The sequence below is a fragment of the Bradyrhizobium sp. AUGA SZCCT0158 genome, assembly GCF_018130065.1.
GTDB lineage: Bacteria > Pseudomonadota > Alphaproteobacteria > Rhizobiales > Xanthobacteraceae > Bradyrhizobium.
On sequence record NZ_JAFCME010000014.1, the window covers coordinates 169807 to 190136 of the forward strand.

General features: G+C 62.9%; 16 protein-coding genes. 9 read left to right on the top strand and 7 right to left on the bottom strand.

Features of this window, described 5'->3' with window-relative positions; translation table 11 throughout:
- The first annotated feature begins 4 nt into the window (after window positions 1-4).
- The 4 genes from JQ574_RS21165 (at window position 5) to serA (ending at window position 3343) form a co-directional block, all read left to right on the top strand.
- On the top strand, window positions 5-481 hold the full coding sequence (locus JQ574_RS21165) for a glutathione peroxidase (protein ID WP_212206451.1): 477 nt from the start codon (window positions 5-7) through the stop codon (window positions 479-481).
- Window positions 478-735 (top strand): DUF3297 family protein, encoded by a 258-nt coding sequence (locus JQ574_RS21170; protein ID WP_212206453.1) that lies wholly within the window; start codon window positions 478-480, stop codon window positions 733-735. The genes JQ574_RS21165 and JQ574_RS21170 overlap by 4 nt, the downstream gene beginning before the upstream one ends.
- 120 nt (window positions 736-855) lie before the next feature.
- Entirely contained in the window at window positions 856-2025 is a 1170-nt protein-coding gene (locus tag JQ574_RS21175; protein ID WP_212206872.1) for a mandelate racemase/muconate lactonizing enzyme family protein, read from the top strand.
- A 58-nt stretch (window positions 2026-2083) separates the two neighbouring features.
- A complete protein-coding gene (gene serA, locus JQ574_RS21180) occupies window positions 2084-3343 on the top strand; it encodes a phosphoglycerate dehydrogenase (RefSeq protein WP_212206455.1) in 1260 nt (419 codons plus the stop codon).
- Between the two features lie 8 nt (window positions 3344-3351).
- Here the strand turns inward: serA and JQ574_RS21185 are convergent, their stop codons facing one another.
- The 3 genes from JQ574_RS21185 to JQ574_RS21195 form a co-directional block, all read right to left on the bottom strand.
- Entirely contained in the window at window positions 3352-4557 is a 1206-nt protein-coding gene (locus tag JQ574_RS21185) for a DUF418 domain-containing protein (protein ID WP_249119496.1), read from the bottom strand.
- 46 nt (window positions 4558-4603) lie between these two features.
- Window positions 4604-5956 carry a malonyl-CoA decarboxylase gene (locus JQ574_RS21190; protein ID WP_212271805.1) on the bottom strand — a complete coding sequence of 451 codons (1353 nt, stop codon included), beginning with the start codon at window positions 5954-5956 and terminating at the stop codon, window positions 4604-4606.
- A gap of 245 nt (window positions 5957-6201) precedes the next feature.
- A complete protein-coding gene (locus JQ574_RS21195; protein ID WP_249119497.1) occupies window positions 6202-7002 on the bottom strand; it encodes an AraC family transcriptional regulator in 801 nt (266 codons plus the stop codon).
- A gap of 127 nt (window positions 7003-7129) precedes the next feature.
- Between JQ574_RS21195 and JQ574_RS21200 the strand changes: the two genes are divergently transcribed.
- Window positions 7130-8308 carry an MFS transporter gene (locus tag JQ574_RS21200; RefSeq protein WP_212206461.1) on the top strand — a complete coding sequence of 393 codons (1179 nt, stop codon included), beginning with the start codon at window positions 7130-7132 and terminating at the stop codon, window positions 8306-8308.
- 19 nt (window positions 8309-8327) lie between these two features.
- Here the strand turns inward: JQ574_RS21200 and JQ574_RS21205 are convergent, their stop codons facing one another.
- Window positions 8328-9944 carry a GMC family oxidoreductase gene (locus JQ574_RS21205; protein ID WP_212206463.1) on the bottom strand — a complete coding sequence of 539 codons (1617 nt, stop codon included), beginning with the start codon at window positions 9942-9944 and terminating at the stop codon, window positions 8328-8330.
- A gap of 225 nt (window positions 9945-10169) precedes the next feature.
- Here JQ574_RS21205 and JQ574_RS21210 point away from each other — a divergent pair, with 225 nt between their 5' ends.
- The 3 genes from JQ574_RS21210 (at window position 10170) to JQ574_RS21220 (ending at window position 14095) form a co-directional block, all read left to right on the top strand.
- The gene (locus JQ574_RS21210) at window positions 10170-10919 is read left to right on the top strand and encodes a transporter substrate-binding domain-containing protein (RefSeq protein WP_249119511.1); all 750 of its coding nucleotides are present in this window, start codon (window positions 10170-10172) and stop codon (window positions 10917-10919) included.
- A 527-nt stretch (window positions 10920-11446) separates the two neighbouring features.
- Window positions 11447-12298: a formate/nitrite transporter family protein gene (locus tag JQ574_RS21215; RefSeq protein WP_212206466.1), complete on the top strand. Its 852-nt coding sequence runs from the start codon at window positions 11447-11449 to the stop codon at window positions 12296-12298.
- A 57-nt stretch (window positions 12299-12355) separates the two neighbouring features.
- Window positions 12356-14095 carry a bifunctional protein-serine/threonine kinase/phosphatase gene (locus JQ574_RS21220; RefSeq protein WP_212206467.1) on the top strand — a complete coding sequence of 580 codons (1740 nt, stop codon included), beginning with the start codon at window positions 12356-12358 and terminating at the stop codon, window positions 14093-14095.
- A gap of 122 nt (window positions 14096-14217) precedes the next feature.
- Here the strand turns inward: JQ574_RS21220 and JQ574_RS21225 are convergent, their stop codons facing one another.
- From JQ574_RS21225 to JQ574_RS21235, 3 genes are all read right to left on the bottom strand, one after another.
- Window positions 14218-15009, bottom strand: coding sequence for an extracellular solute-binding protein (locus tag JQ574_RS21225; RefSeq protein ID WP_212383822.1), 792 nt, complete (start codon window positions 15007-15009; stop codon window positions 14218-14220).
- A 403-nt stretch (window positions 15010-15412) separates the two neighbouring features.
- Window positions 15413-16930, bottom strand: a complete 1518-nt coding sequence (locus JQ574_RS21230; RefSeq protein WP_312018271.1) for a M20/M25/M40 family metallo-hydrolase — start codon at window positions 16928-16930, stop codon at window positions 15413-15415.
- Between the two features lie 73 nt (window positions 16931-17003).
- Entirely contained in the window at window positions 17004-18566 is a 1563-nt protein-coding gene (locus JQ574_RS21235; protein ID WP_212206473.1) for a L,D-transpeptidase, read from the bottom strand.
- Between the two features lie 491 nt (window positions 18567-19057).
- Between JQ574_RS21235 and JQ574_RS21240 the strand changes: the two genes are divergently transcribed.
- Window positions 19058-19987: a helix-turn-helix domain-containing protein gene (locus tag JQ574_RS21240; protein WP_212206481.1), complete on the top strand. Its 930-nt coding sequence runs from the start codon at window positions 19058-19060 to the stop codon at window positions 19985-19987.
- Window positions 19988-20330: the final 343 nt, after the last annotated feature.

Below are 20330 nucleotides of genomic sequence, written 5' to 3' on the forward strand. Positions count from 1 at the left end.
TTTGATGTCAGGCATCTATGATTTCACGGCGCAGTCGCTGGCCGGCGAAGAGGTTCCGCTCAAGCGGTTCGAGGGGCAGGTGCTGCTGATCGTCAACACCGCCAGCGCCTGCGGGTTCACGCCGCAATACAAGGGCCTGGAAACCTTGCACCGCGAACTTTCGCCGCGCGGCTTTGCGGTGCTCGGCTTTCCCTGCAACCAGTTCGGCGCGCAGGAGCCGGGTGACGCCAAACAAATCGAGGCGTTCTGCGAAACCAGATTTCACGTGACGTTTCCGATGTTCGCCAAGATCGACGTCAACGGCAGCAAAGCGCACCCGCTGTATGAATACCTGAAGAACGAACGATCGGGCCTGCTGGGCGCGTCGATCAAATGGAATTTCACCAAATTCGTGGTCGACCGTTCGGGCAAGGTGGTGGGGCGTCATGCACCGACCGTGACACCCGAAGCACTGAGAAGAGAAATCGAGGCACTACTATGAACGAGAAAACCGAAACCGACGTGTTCCCCGACCGCCTGTCGACCAATCCGAGCAGCCCCTACTACAACGAAGAACTGCTGTCGCGCGACGTCGGCATCCGCTTCAAGGGCGCCGAAAAGACCAATGTCGAGGAATACTGCATCAGCGAGGGCTGGATCCGCGTCACTGCGGGGAATGCCAAGGACCGCTTCGGCAATCCCTTGACGATCAAGGTTCATGGCCCGGTCGAGCCGTATTTCCGGGATCAGAAGTGACGATGTGATCCCGTCATTCCGGGATGGTGCGCCAGCACCAGACCCGGAATCTCGAGATTCCGGGTTCGATGCTCCGCATCGCCCCGGAATGACATGCCCAATATTTCGAAAGCCACCATCATGTCTGTCCGCATCGTCGATGTCTGCGAAATCACGAAGCCGATCTCCTCGCCGATCCGTAACGCCTACATCGACTTCACCAAAATGACGACGAGCCTCGTCGCCGTCGTCACCGACGTCGTGCGCGATGGCAAGCGCGTGGTCGGCTATGGCTTCAATTCCAACGGCCGCTACGGGCAGGGCGGCCTGATCCGCGAGCGCTTTGCGCCGCGGCTCAAGGAGGCCGATCCGAAGTCGCTGCTTGATGCCGAAGGCGGCAATCTCGATCCGGACAAGGTCTGGTCGACGCTGATGTCGAACGAAAAGCCCGGCGGCCATGGCGAGCGCTCGGTCGCGGTCGGCACCATCGACATGGCGGTGTGGGATGCGGTGGCGAAGATCGCGGGCAAGCCGTTGTTCCGGCTGCTTGCCGAGCGCCACGGCCTTGACGCCAATCCGCGCGTGTTCGTCTACGCCGCCGGTGGTTACTACTATCCCGGCAAGGATCTCTCCGCGCTGCGCGGCGAAATGCGCGGCTATCTCGACCGCGGCTACAACGTCGTCAAGATGAAGATCGGCGGCGCGCCGATCGCCGAGGACCGCGAGCGCATCGAAGCGGCGCTGAAGGAAATCGGCAGCAGTGCGCAACTCGCCGTCGACGCCAACGGCCGTTTCGATCTCGAAACCGCGATCGCGTATGCAAAGATGCTGCGGGAGTATCCGCTGTTCTGGTACGAGGAGGCCGGTGATCCCCTCGACTACGCGCTGCAGGCAGCGCTCGCCGAATTCTATCCGGCGCCGATGGCGACCGGTGAAAATCTCTTCAGCCATCAGGATGCGAAGAATTTGATCCGCTACGGCGGCATGCGTCCGGACCGCGACTGGCTGCAGTTCGATTGCGCGCTGTCCTACGGGCTCTGCGAGTACCAGCGCACGCTTGAAGCCTTGAAGACCCATGGCTGGTCGGCCAGCCGCTGCATCCCGCATGGCGGCCACCAGATGTCGCTCAATATCGCGGCCGGTCTCGGGCTCGGCGGCAATGAGAGCTATCCCGACCTGTTCCAGCCCTATGGCGGTTTTCCCGACGGCGTTCGCGTCGAGAACGGCCACATCACCATGCCTGATTTGCCGGGCATCGGCTTCGAGGGCAAATCCGATCTCTACAAGGAAATGAAGGCACTGGCGGCGTGAGAATGGTTTTCCGGGCCGTCAGTTCACCAATCATCTATCTCCAAAGGACGCTGCGATCGTGACCAGCAAACTCCCCCAACTCTCGCTCGCAAAAGACAAGATCCGGGTCTTGCTCCTCGAAGGTGTCAACGACAGCGCCGTACAGCTGATCGAGTCTGCCGGCTATTCCAGCATGACGCGCCTGTCCAAGGCGCTGGAGGGCGATGCGCTCAAGGAAGCCATCAAGGGCGTGCATCTGCTCGGCATCCGCTCCCGCACGCAGATCACGCCGGATGTACTGGAAGCCGCGGACCGGCTGATTGCGATCGGCTGCTTCAGCGTCGGCACCAATCAGGTGGATGTCGACGCCGCGCGCCGGGTTGGGATTCCCGTGTTCAACGCCCCGTTTTCCAACACGCGCAGCGTGGCCGAACTGGTGATCGGCGAGATCGTGATCCTGCTGCGCCGGATCGTGGCGCGTTCCAACGCGGCCCATCAGGGGCGCTGGGACAAGTCCGCCAGCGACAGCTATGAGGTGAGGGGCAAGACGCTCGGCATCATCGGCTATGGCAATATCGGCTCGCAGCTCTCCAATCTCGCCGAAGCGCTCGGCATGAAGGTGATCTTCTACGATCACACCGACCGGCTTCGCCACGGCAACACCGAACCGGTCGCGAGCTTGCATGAGCTTCTGGGACAAAGCGACGTCGTGTCGTTGCATGTGCCGGAGACGCCGGCCACGGCCGGGATGATCGGGCGCGAGGAGATTGCGGCGATCAAGCCGGGTGCGTATTTCATCAACAACAGCCGCGGCACCGTCGTCGACCTCGAGGCGCTCGCCGACGCGCTGCGCGAAGGCAGGCTCCGAGGCGCCGCGGTGGACGTTTTTCCGGTCGAGCCGCGCTCGAACGCGGACCGCTTCGTCTCACCGTTGCAGGGTCTGGAAAACGTCATCCTGACGCCGCACATCGGCGGCTCGACCGAGGAGGCGCAGGAACGCATCGGGGCCGAGGTGGCGCGCAAGCTCGTCGACTACAGCGATTCCGGCTCGACCATGGGCGCGGTCAATTTTCCCCAGGTTCAGCTGCCGCCGCGGCCGTCGGGCACGCGGTTCATCCAGGTGCAGCGCAATCTGCCGGGCATGCTGGGCCGTTTGAATGAAGTGCTGGCGCGCCACTCGGTCAACATCGCCGCGCAATATTACGAGACGGCCAACGATGTCGGCTATGTCGTGCTCGACGCCGATGCCTCCGCCGCCGACGGCCAGCGCGTGCTCGCGGACATCCGGGCTCTGGAAGGCACCATCCGCGCCCGGTTGCTTTACGAATACAAGATCTGAGGCTGGCGCTACACCGTCCGCCTCATCGGCTGGGCCGCGCCATACATCAGCGTGCGCCACAGCCATTCGACCGGGCCATAGCGGTATCGGCCGAGCCACCACGCACTGAACGGGATCTGCGCGGCGTAAACGGCGACGCCGATCGCAAGCGCGCTGGCGGCACCGAGTTGGCCGAACAGGCCAAGGCCGTAGCCGTAGAAGATCCAGCCGAAGATCAGGGATTGCGCGAGGTAGTTGGTGAACGCCATCCGCCCCAGCGACGCGGCCCAGCCGAGCAACCGGTTTCCGCTTTTGAGGCTGGCGATGCCGATGATGGTCGCCCCGTAACCCAGCGCCAGCAGGATGGTGCCGAGAGGTTCTGCCAGGACGCCGATCCGGCCGCTGCCCGCGGTAAAACCGCCGGCACGAGCAAGGATCAAAGCTGCGCCAAGGCTGATACAGGCGGCGGCGATCGAGAACAGCAGATGACGAGGCGGGTTTCGCAGAATGCCGGTGCGCCAGGCGAACGCGCCGAGCAGAAACAACCCGACCGTGCGCGGAAAGATATTGGCGTGCAGATAAGCAAAAAGGGGAATCTCGCGGAGCCGGAACGTCAGCACGTCGAGGAATCCGCCCGTGGCATAGATGCGACGCGCCTCCGTGACATCCTGCGCCATCGCCGCCGTGCCGGGCCACAATCCCGGCGGCGGAAAGGCCTGCATCGCAAGATACAGCCCGAGAGACGCCAGCGCGGCGACAGCCAGTAGCCAGCGCTGACCGAACAGAAATGGCAGGACGATCAAGCCAGCGAGCGCATACTCGGTGAGAATATCGCCGTTCCAGATCAGGCAAAGGTGAAAGAGTCCGAATGCCAGCAACACGGCGAGTCGGCGCACGAGGAGCGCCGCGCGGCGGGGGCTTTTTGAAAGCCGCTCGAATTGGATGGCAAGGCCCACACCGAACAGCAGCGAAAATAGCGCGAGCGCCTTCAGGTCGATCGCCAGCTTCAGGACCGTTTCCACCGTGTGATCGAGCGGCGATGCCGGCGTCTTAGGGAAAAGAAACTGTTCGAAGATCGAGACGCGAAATATCGTCGTGATGTTGATCGCCATCACGCCGAACAGCGCGACGCCCCGCAACGCGTCTATGGCGTCGATGCGCCGTGCTGGATCAATCGGCTCCGGCGACACTCCCGTGACGGCTTGATCGCTGGGAGGCATGAGGCCGGAAGCCATGCGCGATCAAGTCCAATTGAAGCCGGCGTACGGAAAGCGCGCCGATCTACGACAGCCGCATGTCCAGCAGCCGCCGACCTTCGGTCTTGAGCAGTTTCTTCACCGCGCTGGAAGCGGCGATCTCGCCCTGGTTGGCGTAGGCTTCGTGGTTCTTTTCGATGTCGTCGAGCCGGTAGAGGTAATTGACCATGATGCCGGCGGACTCGCGAACGCCCTTCGGCGAGAGATCGCCGAGCCAGTCGATCCGCTCCAGCCGTGCGCCGTTGCCGATATGGAAGCGCGCCACCGAATCGATCAGCCGGCCCTTTGAGGTGCGGGCTTTGAGGAAATAATGCGCGGCCAACGGCTCGAGCACCGCGCGCAGTTGCGTGGTGGTCTCTGCGTTCTCGAACCAGTCCGGCTGGTTGAGCTTTTCCAGCAGCGTCCGTTCCTCGTCCGACAAGGGAACGTCGTCGGCTTCCTTCAGCCATTGCATGAAGCCCGGCACCGGCGACAGCGTCACGAAGGTGTCGAGCTTCGGCAATTCGCGCCGCAATTCCTCGACCACCTGCTTGATCAGGAAGCTGCCGAACGAGATGCCGCCAAGCCCCTTCTGGGTGTTCGAAATCGAATAGAACACCGCGGTACGGGCGCGGTCGATCGCCACCGGCTGGCGCTCGGCGGCGAGCAATGGCGCGATCGCGGTCGGGATCGTTTCGGTCAGCGCGACCTCGACGAAGATCAGCGGCTCGTCGGTCAGTTGCGGATGGAAGAACGCGTAGCAGCGGCGGTCGATCGGGTCGATGCGGCGGCGCAGATCGTTCCAGTCGTGGATTTCATGCACTGCTTCATAACGGATGATCTGTTCCAGAATATTCGCTGGCGTCGACCAGTCAATCCTGCGCAGCACGAGAAATCCCCTGTTGAACCAAGAAGACAGCAGATGCACCACGTCGCGGTCCAGCGCTGCCAGATCCTTGTTGCCCTTCATGAGCGAAAGCAGATCGGCGCGCATCGCCACCAGATCGCTGGTGCCGCCCGGCGCGCGGTTGAGCCGGCGCACCAGTTCCTGGCGCCGTGGCTCGGAAGCAAAATGAAGATCGCTGGCATCGGCGTCGCTCGGCTGCGCGCGCCAGCTCTCGATCGCCCGCGAAAGCCGCTCGCGGTCGGGACCGTAGTCGCGGGCGAGGGCGGCAAAGAACGAAAGCCGGCCGGCTGTGTCGAGGTCATGGTAGCGGTCGAGCACTTCGCGGGCCATCGCGGTGCCCGAAGCCTCGCCGCGGCCCGACAGCAGCGCCTCGCACAGTTCAAGCAGTTCGGAGGCGTCTTCCTTGGTATCCGAAGATCCGCCGCGCCGAAGCAGGGTGCGGCCGCGTTCGGAAATCGTCGAAAGCAGGTCGGAGAAGAAGGCGTTGGCCATGGGCTAAGTCGATTCCGGTGGTGATGCCGAACCTTATATCGAATCTAGGGCGCGGCCGATCTTATTCAAGCGCATGGATCGTACGGAAATATGTCATGTCTCCCAGTATGTCATGGCCGGGCATAGCCGTCCGAAGGACGGCGTCGCTTCCGCTTGCCTATGACCCGGCCATCCATCTCCATGGAAGGAGGCTTTTTTCAAGAATGATGGATACGCGGGTCAAGCCCGCGTATGACGAATCTCGTTTAACCCTTCTCAGCGAACTCCGTCGGGGTCTTGCCGGTAACCTGCCGGAATGCATGGGAAAACGCCGGGACGCTGGCATAGCCGAGGTCGGAAGCCAGTTGCTTGACCGAGACGTTGGCGTCGGTGGAGAGTTTTTCGATCGCAGCCGCGACACGGGCGCGCTGGCACCAGCTCTTGAAGCTGAGCTGCGTCTCGGCCGAGAACAGCCGCGACAGCGTCCGCGCCGAGGTGCCGACCTCGCGCGCCAGCGTTTCGATCTCATGGTCGCCGGTCGGATCCGACAGCACGATGTCGGCGGCGCGCCGGCAGCGCGGCTCGTGCGGTAGCGGGATGAAGGTCGCGGAATCTTCCGCCTGGTGCAGTTCCAGCATTGCGAGTTTGAGCAGCAGGCCGGTGCGCTCGGCCGTGGTGTGCTCGTCGAACAGCGCCAGGATTGCCTGATGCAACAGCGGCGACACCCGGACCACGAATTCCGAGCTGAGGCTCTCGCTGCGTTCCTCGCGAGCCAGCCAGTCGAGGTCGAAATACAGGGTGCGCATTTCGATGTCGGCGAGCACGTCGATGGCATGCGCCAGCCGCGCCGGCACCCAGACCGCGCGGTCGGGCGGCACCAGCCAGCGGCCCTTCGGGGTGGTGACCTGCATGGTGCCCCGGGCGGCGTACACCAGCTGCGCCTCGCGGTGCATGTGGGTGTCGATCCGGAAGCCCTTTTTGTAGTTGTTGGCGATCATGTGGATGCCGTCGCCGGTCGAGATGCGGCGCCCGATAATGGCGGCGATTGGCTTTTCGGCGATATTCATTGGCGACATCCCGTCAGGACAACTCCCTATAACCTATTTTGGAAAGTTGCGGGATTCGGGCCCAGGCCTCTGACCGGGGCCCGCCCGCCAAGAAACGCCCAACAAGCGCCAAGGACCGGACCAGACCATGAACAGCCCCAGCCGGGTGATCGGCTTCGTCAACGCCGCCCATTTCATCGACCATTACGCGATGCTGATCTTCGCCGCCGCGGTCATCATCATGGGGCCGGCATTCGGCATGGCCTATTCGGAGCTGTTGCCTTACGCCACCCCGGGCTTCGTCGCCTTTGGCGCGGGCTCGCTGATCACCGGCTGGCTCGGCGACCGCTGGAGCCGCCGCCACATGATGGTGATCTTCTTTGCCGGCATCGGCGCCTCGATGATCGCGGTCGGCTTCGTGCAGACCCCGCTGGAACTCGGCGCGGTGCTGCTCGCGATCGGCCTGTTCGCCTCGATCTATCACCCCGTCGGCACCGCCATGATCGTGTCCTATGCCGACAAGCTCGGCCGCGAGATGGGGCTGAACGGGGTCTGGGGCAATCTCGGCGTGGCGTCGTCGGCGCTGGTCACCGGCGTGATCGGTCAATACCTCGGCTGGCGCTGGGCCTTCATCGTGCCGGGCGTCGTCACCATGCTGATCGGCGTGGCCTTCGCCATGATGGTCGTGCACGAGGATCGAACCGGCTCCAGGCAGGCGGCAGCCCAGGCGCGCATCGCCAAAGAGGACATGTGGCGGGTGATCCTGGCGCTGCTGATCGTCGTGATCGCGATCTCGACCACCTTCAACGCCGTCACCGTGGCGCTGCCCAAGCTGTTCGCGGAGCGGCTGGCCGACTTGACCGCGAGCCCGGCGCTGCTCGGCGTCATCGCGGCCGGCGTCTATGTGTTCGGCGCGATGACGCAATACACCATCGGCAAGCTGATCGACCATTATTCGCTGAAGACCGTGATGCTGCCGCTGTCGTTCCTGCTGGCGCCGTTCCTGTATTTCGCGGCGACGCTGTCGAACCTGCCGCTGATCATCGCCTCGATCGGCATCGTCATGGGCGCGTTCGGCCAGGTCACGGTGAATGACGCCATGGTCGGCAAGTACACCACCGATGAATGGCGCTCGCGGGCTTACTCCGTGCGCTACTTCATCGGCTTCACGGCGGCGGGCGCTTCCGTCGGGCTGGTGGCGTGGCTGTACGAGAAGGGCGGCTTCGTCACCATGCTGCAGGCGTTTGGCGCGCTGTGCCTCCTGGTGATCGTCGCCGCCATCATCCTGCCGCAGGAAATCAAGGTGCCGGCGGCGCGGACGAATTGATCGCCTCTGAGTTCGGCCATCAGTTGGCTAGCGCCTTGCCGATGATATCAGAGCTCTTCTCGGCGACCATGATCGTCGCCGGGTGAATGTTCGGCGAGGGCATCGCCGGCATGATGGACGCGTCGACGACCCTTAGACCGTCGATGCCGCGAACGCGGAGCTGGCTGTCGACGACGGCGCCGTCGTCCTCGCCCATCCGGCAGGTGCCGCAGGGATGATAGACGGTCGAGCCGACGTTCCTGATATAATCGGCGGCCTGTTCGTCGTTCGTAACTTCCGGACCGGGCCTGATCTGTTCGACCACCAGCGATCGGAAAGGCTCTGTCGCGACGATTTGCCGGGCAATGCGAAAGCCCGCCAGCATGATGCGCATATCATCAGGGTCGGTCATATAGTTGGCGCGGATGTGCGGCGGCGTGCGGCCCTCCGCGTCGCGCAACGTAATTTCACCGCGGCTCTTCGGCCGGCAGACGCTGAAGATGAAGGTAAAGCCCGGCCAGCGATGCAGGCCGTGCCTGAACCCATCCGTCGAAAAATTGAGGCACTGGTACTGGATGTCAGGCACCGGTTCGGAGGGATCTGATTTCGCAAACAGCGTCGCTTCGGTCGCGCCGACCGAGAGCTGTCCGGATCCCCTGAGCAGCCATTCGAGTGCGAGCTTGACCGATTTGGCCGGGCTCATCACGGCTTCGTTCAAGGTATCGGTCGCGTTGGTCTTGAATGTGAAGTTCGACTGATAATGGTCCTGCAGATTCTTGCCGACGCCGGGCAGGTCGCATTTCACGTCGATGCCAAGCTTTGCCAGTTCTGCGGCCGGGCCAATGCCGGAGGCGAGCAACAGCACCGGAGAATTGATCGCGCCGCTTGAGACGATGAGCTCGCGCCGCGCCCCGATGCGCTGGATCTGGCCGTCGCGTTCGACCTCCACGCCGATGGCGCGGCTTGCCTCGAGCAGGATGCGGCGGACGCGGGTCTTCGTCATCAGTTCGAGATTTTTGCGGGCCAGGTTCGGCTTGAGATATCCGACCGCTGTCGAGCGGCGCCAGCCATTGTGGACGTTGAGCGGGGCGAAGCCGACGCCGTCAATGCGCTCGCCGTTGAAATCGGGGTTGCGCTGATATTGCAGGCGCTCGCAGGCCTCGACGAATGCCTTCGCCGCCGTCGAAGGGCGTTTGATGTTCGACACCGTCATCGGACCGCCGGTGCCGCGCCATTCGTTGGCGCCATCAACGCTGTGTTCCATTCGCTTGAAATAGGGCAGCACGTCCTTGTAGCCCCAGCCACGCGCACCGAGGCGCTGCCATTCGTCGTAGTCGCTGGGCGCGCCGCGCAGGAAGACCAGGCCGTTGATGGAGCCGGAGCCACCCAAGACCTTGCCGCGCGGCCAGATCACGGTTCGGCCGCCCAGACCCGGTTCGGGTTCGGTTTCGTAACCCCAGTTCATCTTCGGGTTCGGGACCAGTTTGCCGAACCCCATCGGAATGTGAATCCAGGGATTGCGATCGCGTCCGCCGGCCTCGATGACGCAAAGCGACACGTTTGGATTTTCCGTCAGCCGTGCCGACAGCACGCAGCCGGCGGAGCCGCCGCCCACCACGACGACATCGAATTCCGCATCAAAACCGGATTTACCCATCAAAACGTTTCGCTCCCGATCTGCTTTTGCGGCAGACGATAGTGGCCTGCAGATGGTCTGGATAGGGCTTTGCGTCATATGCGGCGTGCATGGCGGGTCGCTGTACGCCCGATCGTCGCTGAGCTAAAAGCAAACTTCCAGAATTGACCGGGCGAAGACCCGGCGTGGAGGAAAGCTATGTCCCATCAATTGCCGCGACTTGCCGGCCTCGTCCTAGGAGCCATGATGATAGCGATGCCGGCAAATGCCGATGCCCTGAAAGATGAAATCGCACCGACCGGCAAGCTGCGGGTGGCGATTGCGATCAGCCCGGCGGGCGGCGCGTTCTGGTCGACCAAAACCGAATCCGGCTATGCTGGCGTTCCGGTCGATCTCGGCAAGGCGATGGCCGCGCAGCTCGGCGTTCCCGTCGAATATGTCGTGCACCAGAATTCCGGCCAGATCGTCGACGCCGCGTCGAAGGGCACCTGGGACGTCACCTTCCTGCCGAAGGATCCGGAGCGCGAAGGCAAGATGTCGTTCGGGCCGATCTATGAGGTCGCGGACGCCACCTACATCGTCAAGCCTGGCTCGACGGTGACCAATTTTGCGACCCTCGATCAACCCGGCGTCAAAATCGCCGCCGTCAACAACACCACGACCATGCGCGGCGCGATGGCGCATCTGAAGAATGCCAAGGTCACCGGCTATCAGACCTTTGACGAAATCGCCGGCCTGCTCGCCAAGGGAGAGATCGATGCCTTCGCGTTGTCGCGTGAAACGCTCAACGCCATGGCCAAGAAGATTCAGGGCACGCGGGTGCTCGACGAAACCTTCAAGCAGACGGTGACCGCGGTCGCGGTGCCGCTCAATCATCCGCAGGCGCACGCGTTTGCGGTCAAGTTCCTGACCGAGTCGATCTCGAACGGCACGCTGCGCAAGGCCTATGACAATAACGGCCTGAAGGACTCGCCGATCAGAACGCAGACGAAGTGAGCTGGTAGAGCGTTAGATCTCACTGCTTCCACGAGCACGCAAGCGCTCCCTCTCCCGCGCTTGCGGGGGAGGACTGCTCGTGTGAGAATGTCGAGCCCTGCGCTACATCTGTGCAACTGCACAAATACAAGGCATGAGACCCATGCCCCCGGGTGCGCTCCGGGGCGATTAATCCTGTAAATCACGGGGCTTTTGCCACTTCCGCGCCAGCGCCCTGTTGGCACATCGATTGCTTAAATACATCTCAGTCAATGACGACTGCCGTCCTACGGATTGCCAAAGCCAGTGTTGGCCAAGGCGCAGGGATCAAGCGACCTCGTTGAGGCGTTTGGAGCAGTCATCGGGACCACTCCACAAACATCTCTGTCTCCAATCATCAAGCGCGAGCGTAACCCGCGGCGCCCGACAGAAGCGTATTGCTTCTGCTGTGGTTGCGGCATGCGCGCGCGAGGACGGCTCGCCACACCTCACATTGGGCCACAAGCTGCCGGCGCCCAGTTGAATTTTTGCGAACAGGGGGAACTGCAATGGCCTATCTCGTGCCTTCGGAATTCGTGACCAAGATGGTCGATGCCGGGGAATCCAAAATCTTCATGTCGGCTCGGGACACCGTGATTCGCGCCTATATGGCCGGCGCCATCCTGACGCTGGCGGCGTGGTTCGCCGTCACGATGGGCGTCAATACCGGCCAGCCGATCATCGGGGCGCTCCTGTTTCCGGTCGGCTTCTGCATGCTCTATCTGTTCGGATTCGACCTCTTGACCGGCGTATTCGTGCTGTGTCCGCTGGCGCTGATCGACAAGCGTCCGGGCGTGACGCTCGGCGGTGTGCTGCGCAACTGGGGTCTGGTGTTCATCGGCAATTTCGGCGGAGCTTTCACTGTCGCGGTGATGGCGGCAATCGTCTGTACGTTTGGGTTCTCCACGCCGCCCGACAAGGTCGGCGTCGCGCTCGGCCATATCGGTGAGGGCCGCACCGTGGGCTACGCGGAGCACGGCCTCAACGGCATGCTGACGCTGTTTGTTCGCGGCATGCTCTGCAACTGGATGGTATCGGCCGGCGTCGTCGGCGCGATGATCTCGACCACGGTCAGCGGCAAAGTGATCGCGATGTGGATGCCGATCATGCTGTTCTTTGCCATGACCTTCGAGCATTCGATCGTGAACATGTTCCTGTTTCCCGCCGGCCTGCTGCTCGGCGGCAAGTTCACGATCATGGACTACCTGATCTGGAACGAGATCCCGACCGTGGTCGGCAACCTCGTCGGCGGTCTCGCCTTCACCGGCCTGACGCTCTACACCACCCACGTCAAGACCGCGCCGAAGCGCGCAGTGGGGTTGACCGAGCAGGCCTCGTCGGCGCGTTCACGCGCGTCTTAGACACGCAATGGGTCTCAACTCTCAGGGGTTGAGACCCCCATTCCTTTCACGGACTCGATGCCGCGCGAACTGAAAATCTCGGTCGGGCAGTATTCCGACAAAGGCCGCAAGGAAACCAATCAGGATTTCCACGGCGTCCTGATTCCGGCCGAGCCGCTATTGAGCCTCAAGGGCATCGCCATCGTGCTGGCGGACGGTATCTCGAGCAGCAATGTCAGCCGCATCGCAGCCGAGTCCGCCGTCAAGGGTTTTTTGACCGACTATTACTGCACCTCGGAATCATGGTCGGTGCGAACGTCGGCCCAGCGCGTGCTGGAGGCGACCAATTCCTGGCTGCATTCGCAAACGCGAAGAAGCCAGTATTCCTACGACAGGGACCGCGGCTACGTCTGCACGCTGAGCGCCATCGTCCTCAAGTCGACCACGGCGCATCTGTTTCACGTCGGCGATTCCAGGATCTATCGCCTGTCCGGCAACTCGCTGGAGCAGCTGACCAACGACCATCGCGTCATCATTTCGTCGGAACAGTCCTATCTCGGCCGCGCGCTCGGGGTGAATCCGCAGATCGAAATCGACTACCTGATGTCCCGGGTCGAGAAGGGCGACACCTTCGTGCTGGTGACCGACGGCATCTACGAACATGTCAGCGATCGCCATATCGCCAGAACGGTCCGGGATAACGCCGCCGATCTCGACCAGGCGGCGAAAGCCGTCGCCGAACTCGCCTTTGAACTCGGCAGCAAGGACAATCTCACCATCCAGATCGTTCGCGTCGATGAGTTGCCCGAAAGCGCCGCCAGCGAAGTGTTCGGGCAGCCGCGTGAGCTGCCGCTGCCGCCGCTATTGGAAGCGCGGCAGGTGTTCGACGGCTACCGGATCGTCAGGGAATTGCACGGCTCTAGCCGCAGCCACATCTACCTTGCCGTCGACATCGAGAGCGAGGAGGTCGTCACCCTCAAGGTCCCCTCGATCGACCTGCGCGACGACCCGGAATATCTGAAGCGGTTCATGATGGAAGAATGGGTGGCGCGGCGGATCGACAGCCCGCACGTGCTGAAGCCGTGTTTGCCGTCACGCAAGCGCAACTTCCTCTACGTCGCGACCGAATACATCGACGGCCAGACGCTGACGCAATGGATGATCGACAATCCCCGGCCGACGCTGGAAACGGTGCGCGGCATCGTCGAGCAGATCGCCAAGGGCCTGCGCGCCTTCCACCGCAAGGAGATGCTGCATCAGGACCTGCGGCCCGACAACATCATGATCGACAAGACCGGAACGGTGAAGATCATCGATTTCGGCTCGACCAAAATCACCGGCGTCATCGAGGCCGCTCCATCCGGCAACCGCAACGACATTCTCGGCACCGCGCAATACACCGCGCCGGAATATTTTCTGGGCGAACCGGTCTCGTCGCGCTCCGACCTGTTCTCGCTCGCCGTCATCACCTATCACATGCTGACGGGCAAGCTGCCCTATGGCGCGGCAGCGGCGAAAGCCCGAACCCGCTCGCAGTTCAACAGGCTGGTCTACAGCCCGGCCTCGCACCGCGACCGCGAAGTGCCGGTATGGGTCGACGGCACGCTGGAGCGCGCGGTGCATCCGAACCCTTACAAGCGATACGACAGCCTGTCGGAATTCCTGCATGATTTGCGTCATCCCAACGCCAATTATCTCAGCAATTCGTCGACACCGCTGATCGAACGCAATCCGCTGCTGTTCTGGAAGAGCACGACCGTCGTGCTGGCGCTGGTGGTGATCGCGTTGCTGGCGATGCAGCACGGGATGCACCGGTGAATTGGGCCACCAAAATTACTCTCCGTCATGGCCGGGCTTGTCCCGGCCATCCACGTCTTTCTTTCTATCAGGCAGCAAAGACGTGGATGCCCGGCACAAGGCCGGGCATGACGAGCTAGCCCCTAGTTCGCCCCGACAATCGGGTCCATCCCGATCTTGACGATCTCCGGCCGCGCCGCGGGCGAGGTGAGGAACTTGATCAGCGCCTTGCCGGCGTCGGGCTCCTTGGAGACGCTGGCAATCGCGGCGGAGAACACCGTGATCTTCTGCAATTCGTCGGGCAGGGGACCGACGATGTCGATGCCTTCGACCGGCCGCAGCTCGCTGATCTGCTGGAAGCCGATCTCGGCGTTGCCGTGCGCGACGATTTCGCCGACCGGGGTCGCTGGAATTTTTCGTGCTTTGTCCTTCATGGCGTCCTTGATGCCGAGCTTGTCGAACATTTCGGTCGAGACATAGACGCCGCTGGCGCTGTCGGAATAGGCGATGGTTTTCGCGGCCAGCAGCGCGCGCTTGACCGCGTCCGCGTTGCTGATGTCCGGCTTCGGGGCGCCGGCCTTCACCGCAACCCCGATCGGCGATTTGACCAGGTCGATCTTGCTTTCCGCCATCACCTTGCCCTGCTTGGCGAGATCGTCGATCGCATAGCCGACCATGATCAGAACGTCGGCGGGCTCGCCGCGCTCCAGCCGCACCGGGATCGCATTGACAGTCGTGCCCATCGACGGACCGTAGGCAGTCAGCACCTTGTGGCCGGTGGCACGCTCGAATTCAGGAACCAGCGCCTTATAGGCGGCCGCCAATCCGCCGGAGATCATGACGCGCACCTCGGCGGCGGAGGCTGCGCTGGAAAACGCGAAGGCGGCAACGAAGCCGAGTGCGATGCTGCGGAAAATAGTTGAATTCAGCCGCATGCTAATTCCTCCCGGGGCGCTTCTTGAGCGGACGTCCTTGCCAGGGATGTTAGCGTGCAAAGGGCGAAGCGGCTACCTTAAATGGCCGCCCCGTCATTGCGAGGAGCGAAGCGACGAAGCAATCCATCTTGCGCCAAGCCGAGGCGTGGATTGCTTCGCGGAGCCCGTCATCGGGCGCGCCGTTGGCTCGCAATGACGAGCAATCCGCCCACCGGCTCCGGAGATCAGGACACCGTATTTGCCCGGAATCCACAATAGAACGGTTCTGCGCTATCAAATTGCCAGGCAGGATTTCATACTTAAAAATTTTAGCGAGGCCGCTGACATCACTCAGCGGCCTTTTAATTTTTGGAACTCGTGACGACGAGGCAGGTTCCTGCGGCGCAACCCCCGCTGCACCGCATTATTTCACCTTGTCCTGAGACACATCCATGATCATGCGTGCCGACAGATAAAGCCGGGGCACGATGGTCTCCAGCTTGACGTATTCGGCGTCGTTGGAGTGGGCGCCAAAGCCGCTGAGGCCAAATCCCTCGATGACGGGGGCCTTGGTCTTCAGCGCGGCGAACGCGGCGTCGGTGCCGCCGCCGGAGGCGACGTCGATCACCTTGAGTGGCAGCCCGAGTTCCTCGTAGATGGCGGTGCCGTGGGCCGCCAGCCGGCGCGAGGCGGGGGTTGCTTCCAGCGGCGGGCGGCGCATCTCGAACCGGAGCTGCACCTTGGCGTCGGGGATCCGCTGGGTCTTGATGCGTTGCTGCAGCGTCGCCTCCAGTTCGGCGAAGTCAGACACCCTCAGCGCCCTTGCGTCGCCTTGCGCCGTGGCCTGCGCCGGGATCACGTTGCGGTTGGTGCCGGACTGCGAGACCGTCCAGTTCAGGGACAGGCCCTGTTCGCGCCGCGACAGGTCGCTCAATTGCAGCATCTGGTGCGACAGCTCGTACAGCGCGTTGACGCCCTTTTCCGGCGCGGCGCCGGCGTGCGAGGCCTTGCCGTCCACTGTCAGGTACGCCGCGCCGATGCCGCTGGTGGCCAGGCGCAAATTGCCGTCCATTCCGCCGCCTTCGTAGGAAAACACCGCGTCGTGCTCGCCCGCCATGCGGGTGATGGTGCTGCGCGAGCCCGGTGAGCTGATCTCCTCGTCGCTATTGATCAGCACGGTCAGCGTGCCGTAATCCCTGAAATTCAGTTTTTGCAGCATCGCCACCGCGTGCAGGATCAGTGCGATGCCCTGCTTGTCGTCGACGACGGCAAGCCCATAGGCGCGCTCGCCGTCGATGCGGAAGGGCTGGTCCTTCAGCATGCCTTTCAGATAGACGGTGTCCATGTGGGCGATCAGCATGATCTTTTTGGTGCCGGTCCCCTTGAATTCGGCGTGCACCATGGAACCCGGCTTCGGCGGCGTGTCTTCCATCCGGTAGATGTCCGCAGGCTCGACGATCGCGACCTTGCCGCCGAGCCTGGTCAGGCGATCGGCGATCAGTGCCGCCAGCTGCGCCAGGCCCTCGGCATCCTTGCTGCCGGATTCGATGTTGACGAGGTCACGCAGCGTGTCGAGCAGCGGGGCCTTTTCCTGCTGCGCCAGCTCGTGAATGCTGGCCACCGGCGCGGCCCGTGCGGGCAGGGGCGACAAGGCCAGGGTGCAGGCGGCGATACAGGCCAGCGGGAAACGCAGAGCAAACCGGGCGGGATGCGACATGGCGAGCCTTTCGAAGGACGACCTGATGATCAGTGAGGCTCGAACGGAAGTTGAGACTACATCTGACCAAATTGATCGTTCGCAGGATGGGTGAGCGACTTTTCCGCCGTGGCTCAAAGAGCGACGGCGGAAGCGAAACCAATCTACCTCGCTTTGTGAAAGTGGGTGGGTTTCGCGGAGTTTATCATCGGGCGCGCATTCGCGCGACCCGGTGGCTTCACCCACCCTCCGCTCCACGGCAGACAAGTCGGATCAATCACCCAACGAGCCCCGCGCCCTACGCGCAGCGTGCCTTGCCCTACCACCAGTTCGTGCCCGGTTGCCAGTACTGTTGGCCGCCGCGCCGGCGGGTATTGGCGGGTTGGGGAGGCTGGGGTTCCCAGCTGCGCTGGAAAAACGGGTTGAAGCCGTCGCCCTGGACCGGGTCGCTCGAAGCGTAGACATCGATCGGGGGCGTCGGCTTGCGCGTGATGAAGCCGCCTTGCGGCTCGGTGCTCAGCACCGCGACGAACTCGGTGCGATAGTTGGTCTCGACGCTCAGCGGCTCGTCCGAGATCACGATCGAGGATCGCGGCATGGCGGTCGGCGCGATGCGATCGAGCACCTCCTGCGGGATGGTGATGCGGTCGAGCGCGGCCTTGGCGTCGTCGGCGCTGTCGATCGTGACCGCGGTCCAGCGCAGGCCGGAATCGTTTTGCGCCACCGCCGTGAACACGTGCGTGCCGATCGGCCTGTCGGAATTGCGGATCGTGACCGGAACCTCGATCGTCGCATCGAACACGATGCCGCCGCCGTCCGGCGCCGGCTTATGCGTCGGGCGGCGCACGTACAGCTTTTGCGTCGCGCGGCTGATGTAGATCGAGACCGGCTCGAGCGCGAGCTTGGCCTCGCTCGCTGCCTTAGCGGTGTCGGCCTTCCTGGTCTGGGCCACCTTGGCCGCTTCCTTGGCCGCGGCGGCGGCGTCGAGCTTCGATTTCGCGTCGGCCTTGGCGGTCTCGAACTGGGTCCCGAGGTCCGCGGCCTTGGCGGCAGCCTTTTGCTTGAGGTCCTCGGCCTTCGCCCTGGCCTCGTCAGACTTGGCGGCGGCGACCGCCTTCTCGGCGGAGGCAAGCTCGCCGTCGGCGCGGGTCTTCAGTCCCTGCAGCTTGCGCAGCGACGCCGTCAGCGACGCGGTCTCGCGCGTCGTCGTCGCGATGGCCTTCTTCGCCTCGTCGGCTGCCTTGGCAGCCTCGGCCGCCTCGCGGGGCAGCGCTTCGGCCTTGGCCGGCGCGGCCGCGATGGCTTCGCGGTTCGGCGAAAACAGCGCCGGATGGGAGAATTCCACTGGCTCGGCGTCGTTGGGTGAGATGATCACCCGCATCCCGATCCGCGTCTTGTCGAACAGCTTGTCGGCAAAGCCGAACGGCATCCGCACGCAGCCGTGCGAGGCCGCATAGCCGGGCAGCGGCCCACCATGAAGCGCGATGCCGTTCCAGGTGATGCGCTGCATGTTCGGCATCTCCGCATCGTCGTACATGTTCGAGCGGTGTTCCCTGTTCTTCTCGAGGATGGCGAAGATGCCGGCGGGCGTCTCGCGTCCCTTGGTGCCGGTCGACACCGGCGCGCGCAGGATCCAGCCGTCGGAGTCGTAGAGAGTGACCTGCTGGCTCTTGATCGACACGATCGCCATCAGCGGCTCGCCGGCATCGCGCGGCGCCGTCGCCTCGGTGGCGGGCTTCGGGCGCGCCTGTTTCGGCGCGGCGTCGGCGGCCAGTCCCGTCAAGGCCGTCAACGCGGCCACAGCAGCGAATGTCACAATGGCAGGAACACCCAGACGCCGCATTGCCACGGAGGATCGCGCCGTCGTAAATCGAACTACCATTCCATGCCCCGGTTCAAATGCCTGTCCGCGCGTGCGTCGATCAGATGTCAGATTCATGAATTTTGGATCAACCAATGGCCACCACCATCCACGCCGCGAATTCGGCCCGTTCCGGGAGCGATTCACTTTTATACGACAGCCTGCGCAGGAGAAAGAGCGGCCCGCGGTTCGGATTGTAACGATCCGGATACATCGGTGCGACAAAACAACCCGGACGGGCGGATCACGAGCAGTCCCTCGCCGGAAATTCGGCCTGACCACGTCCGGTCCTGAGGTGAACAAGCATCCCGTCAAGGAGTCCAAGTTCCGAAATTCGCTCGAAGCGGGCCGTGGAATCCATGATAACTTGGGAATCCACGATACTTTGAAATCGCAGCGTAAACGGCCCTGTCATCGGCCGCGCTGGACGGCCCCTCGCTGATCTACGATAATGCGGGACGGCGCAGCAATGATGCTGATCCGCCGGCTGCGTTACCCTTGGCTAAACGCATATGACACAGAGCGGTTTTCACGGTCAGGCGTTCAAGGACCTGCTGCACCTTCAGGATACACCGTCATCGCTGATCACGCGGTCTACGCGCGGTGTCGAGGTCACAGCCACCGAAACGCGGGATGACAATCCCATGCCGGGCCTTTGCGGCGCCATCGCACCCGAGGATGCCTATCTCGTTAGCTTGAAACTTCGCGATTATCCCGACTGCGAATACTGGGAGCATGGCAAGTGCGTGGCCAAGCCCAATATCCGGGCAGGCACGACATATCTGTACGACATGAAGTGCGATCCGCGCTTTGTGATCGAAAAGCCGTTCCACTCCATTCATTTCTATGTTCCGGCGTTGGCGCTCAACGGCGTCGCGGAGCGGTTCGGCGCGCGCCGTGTCGGCCAGCTCGACTGTCAGTTCGGTAACGGCTTTGACGACGACGCTGTGCATCACATCGGCGCGGCGCTCCTGCAGGGATTGCGCCGGCCATCCGAAGCGAACCAGCTTTTCGTCGATCACATGATGCTGGCGCTCACAGCGCACGTTGCTCGGGCGTATGGCGGGCTTTGCAACGCCGAACCCGTGTATCGCGGCCTTGCTCCGTGGCAGATGAAGCGTGCCTGCGAAAGGCTCCAGTCTGATCTCAGTGGCAAATTCACGCTGGAGGAGATCGCGGCTGAATTGGACCTGTCAGTCAGCCATTTTTCTCGCGCGTTTCGGGCGTCCGTCGGCCTGCCGCCACACCAGTGGCTCCTTCGCCAACGCGTTGACGCCGCCAAGCAGTTGATGACCGTCCGTGGCCTGTCCCTTGCGGAGATCGCAATATCCGCCGGGTTTGCCAATCAAAGCCACTTTACGCGGGTATTTTCGGCCCTGGTCGGCGTCAGCCCGGCCGTGTGGCGCCGCGAGGCACAGGGTGCGGCGGAAAGCGAGACGTGATCTGGGACGACGGCCGTTGCGCTTGAACGTTGCCGGCCACCGATGCCTTGCGAACTGCGTCGCCTCGTGCGCAAGAGAATTGTAAGCGCGGCGGGTGCGGCAAAACAACCCGACGGGCAAATCAGTTCTGTTTTGCGGAAATCGTGTCAAGTAGAGAATTTCTGTAAATCAAAAATATTTCGGTTGTCGACCGACCCAAATCAGTGCGCATCTATCGCCATCCCGTCCTACTCAGAAGGGCGTCGGCCGTCGTCACGGACGTTGGACGGGTTGCGGTGGACGCTTGTTTGCGCTGAGACGACGGCGTGGATTAAGCGTACGGCAAAACCGTGTGGTCCTGGCG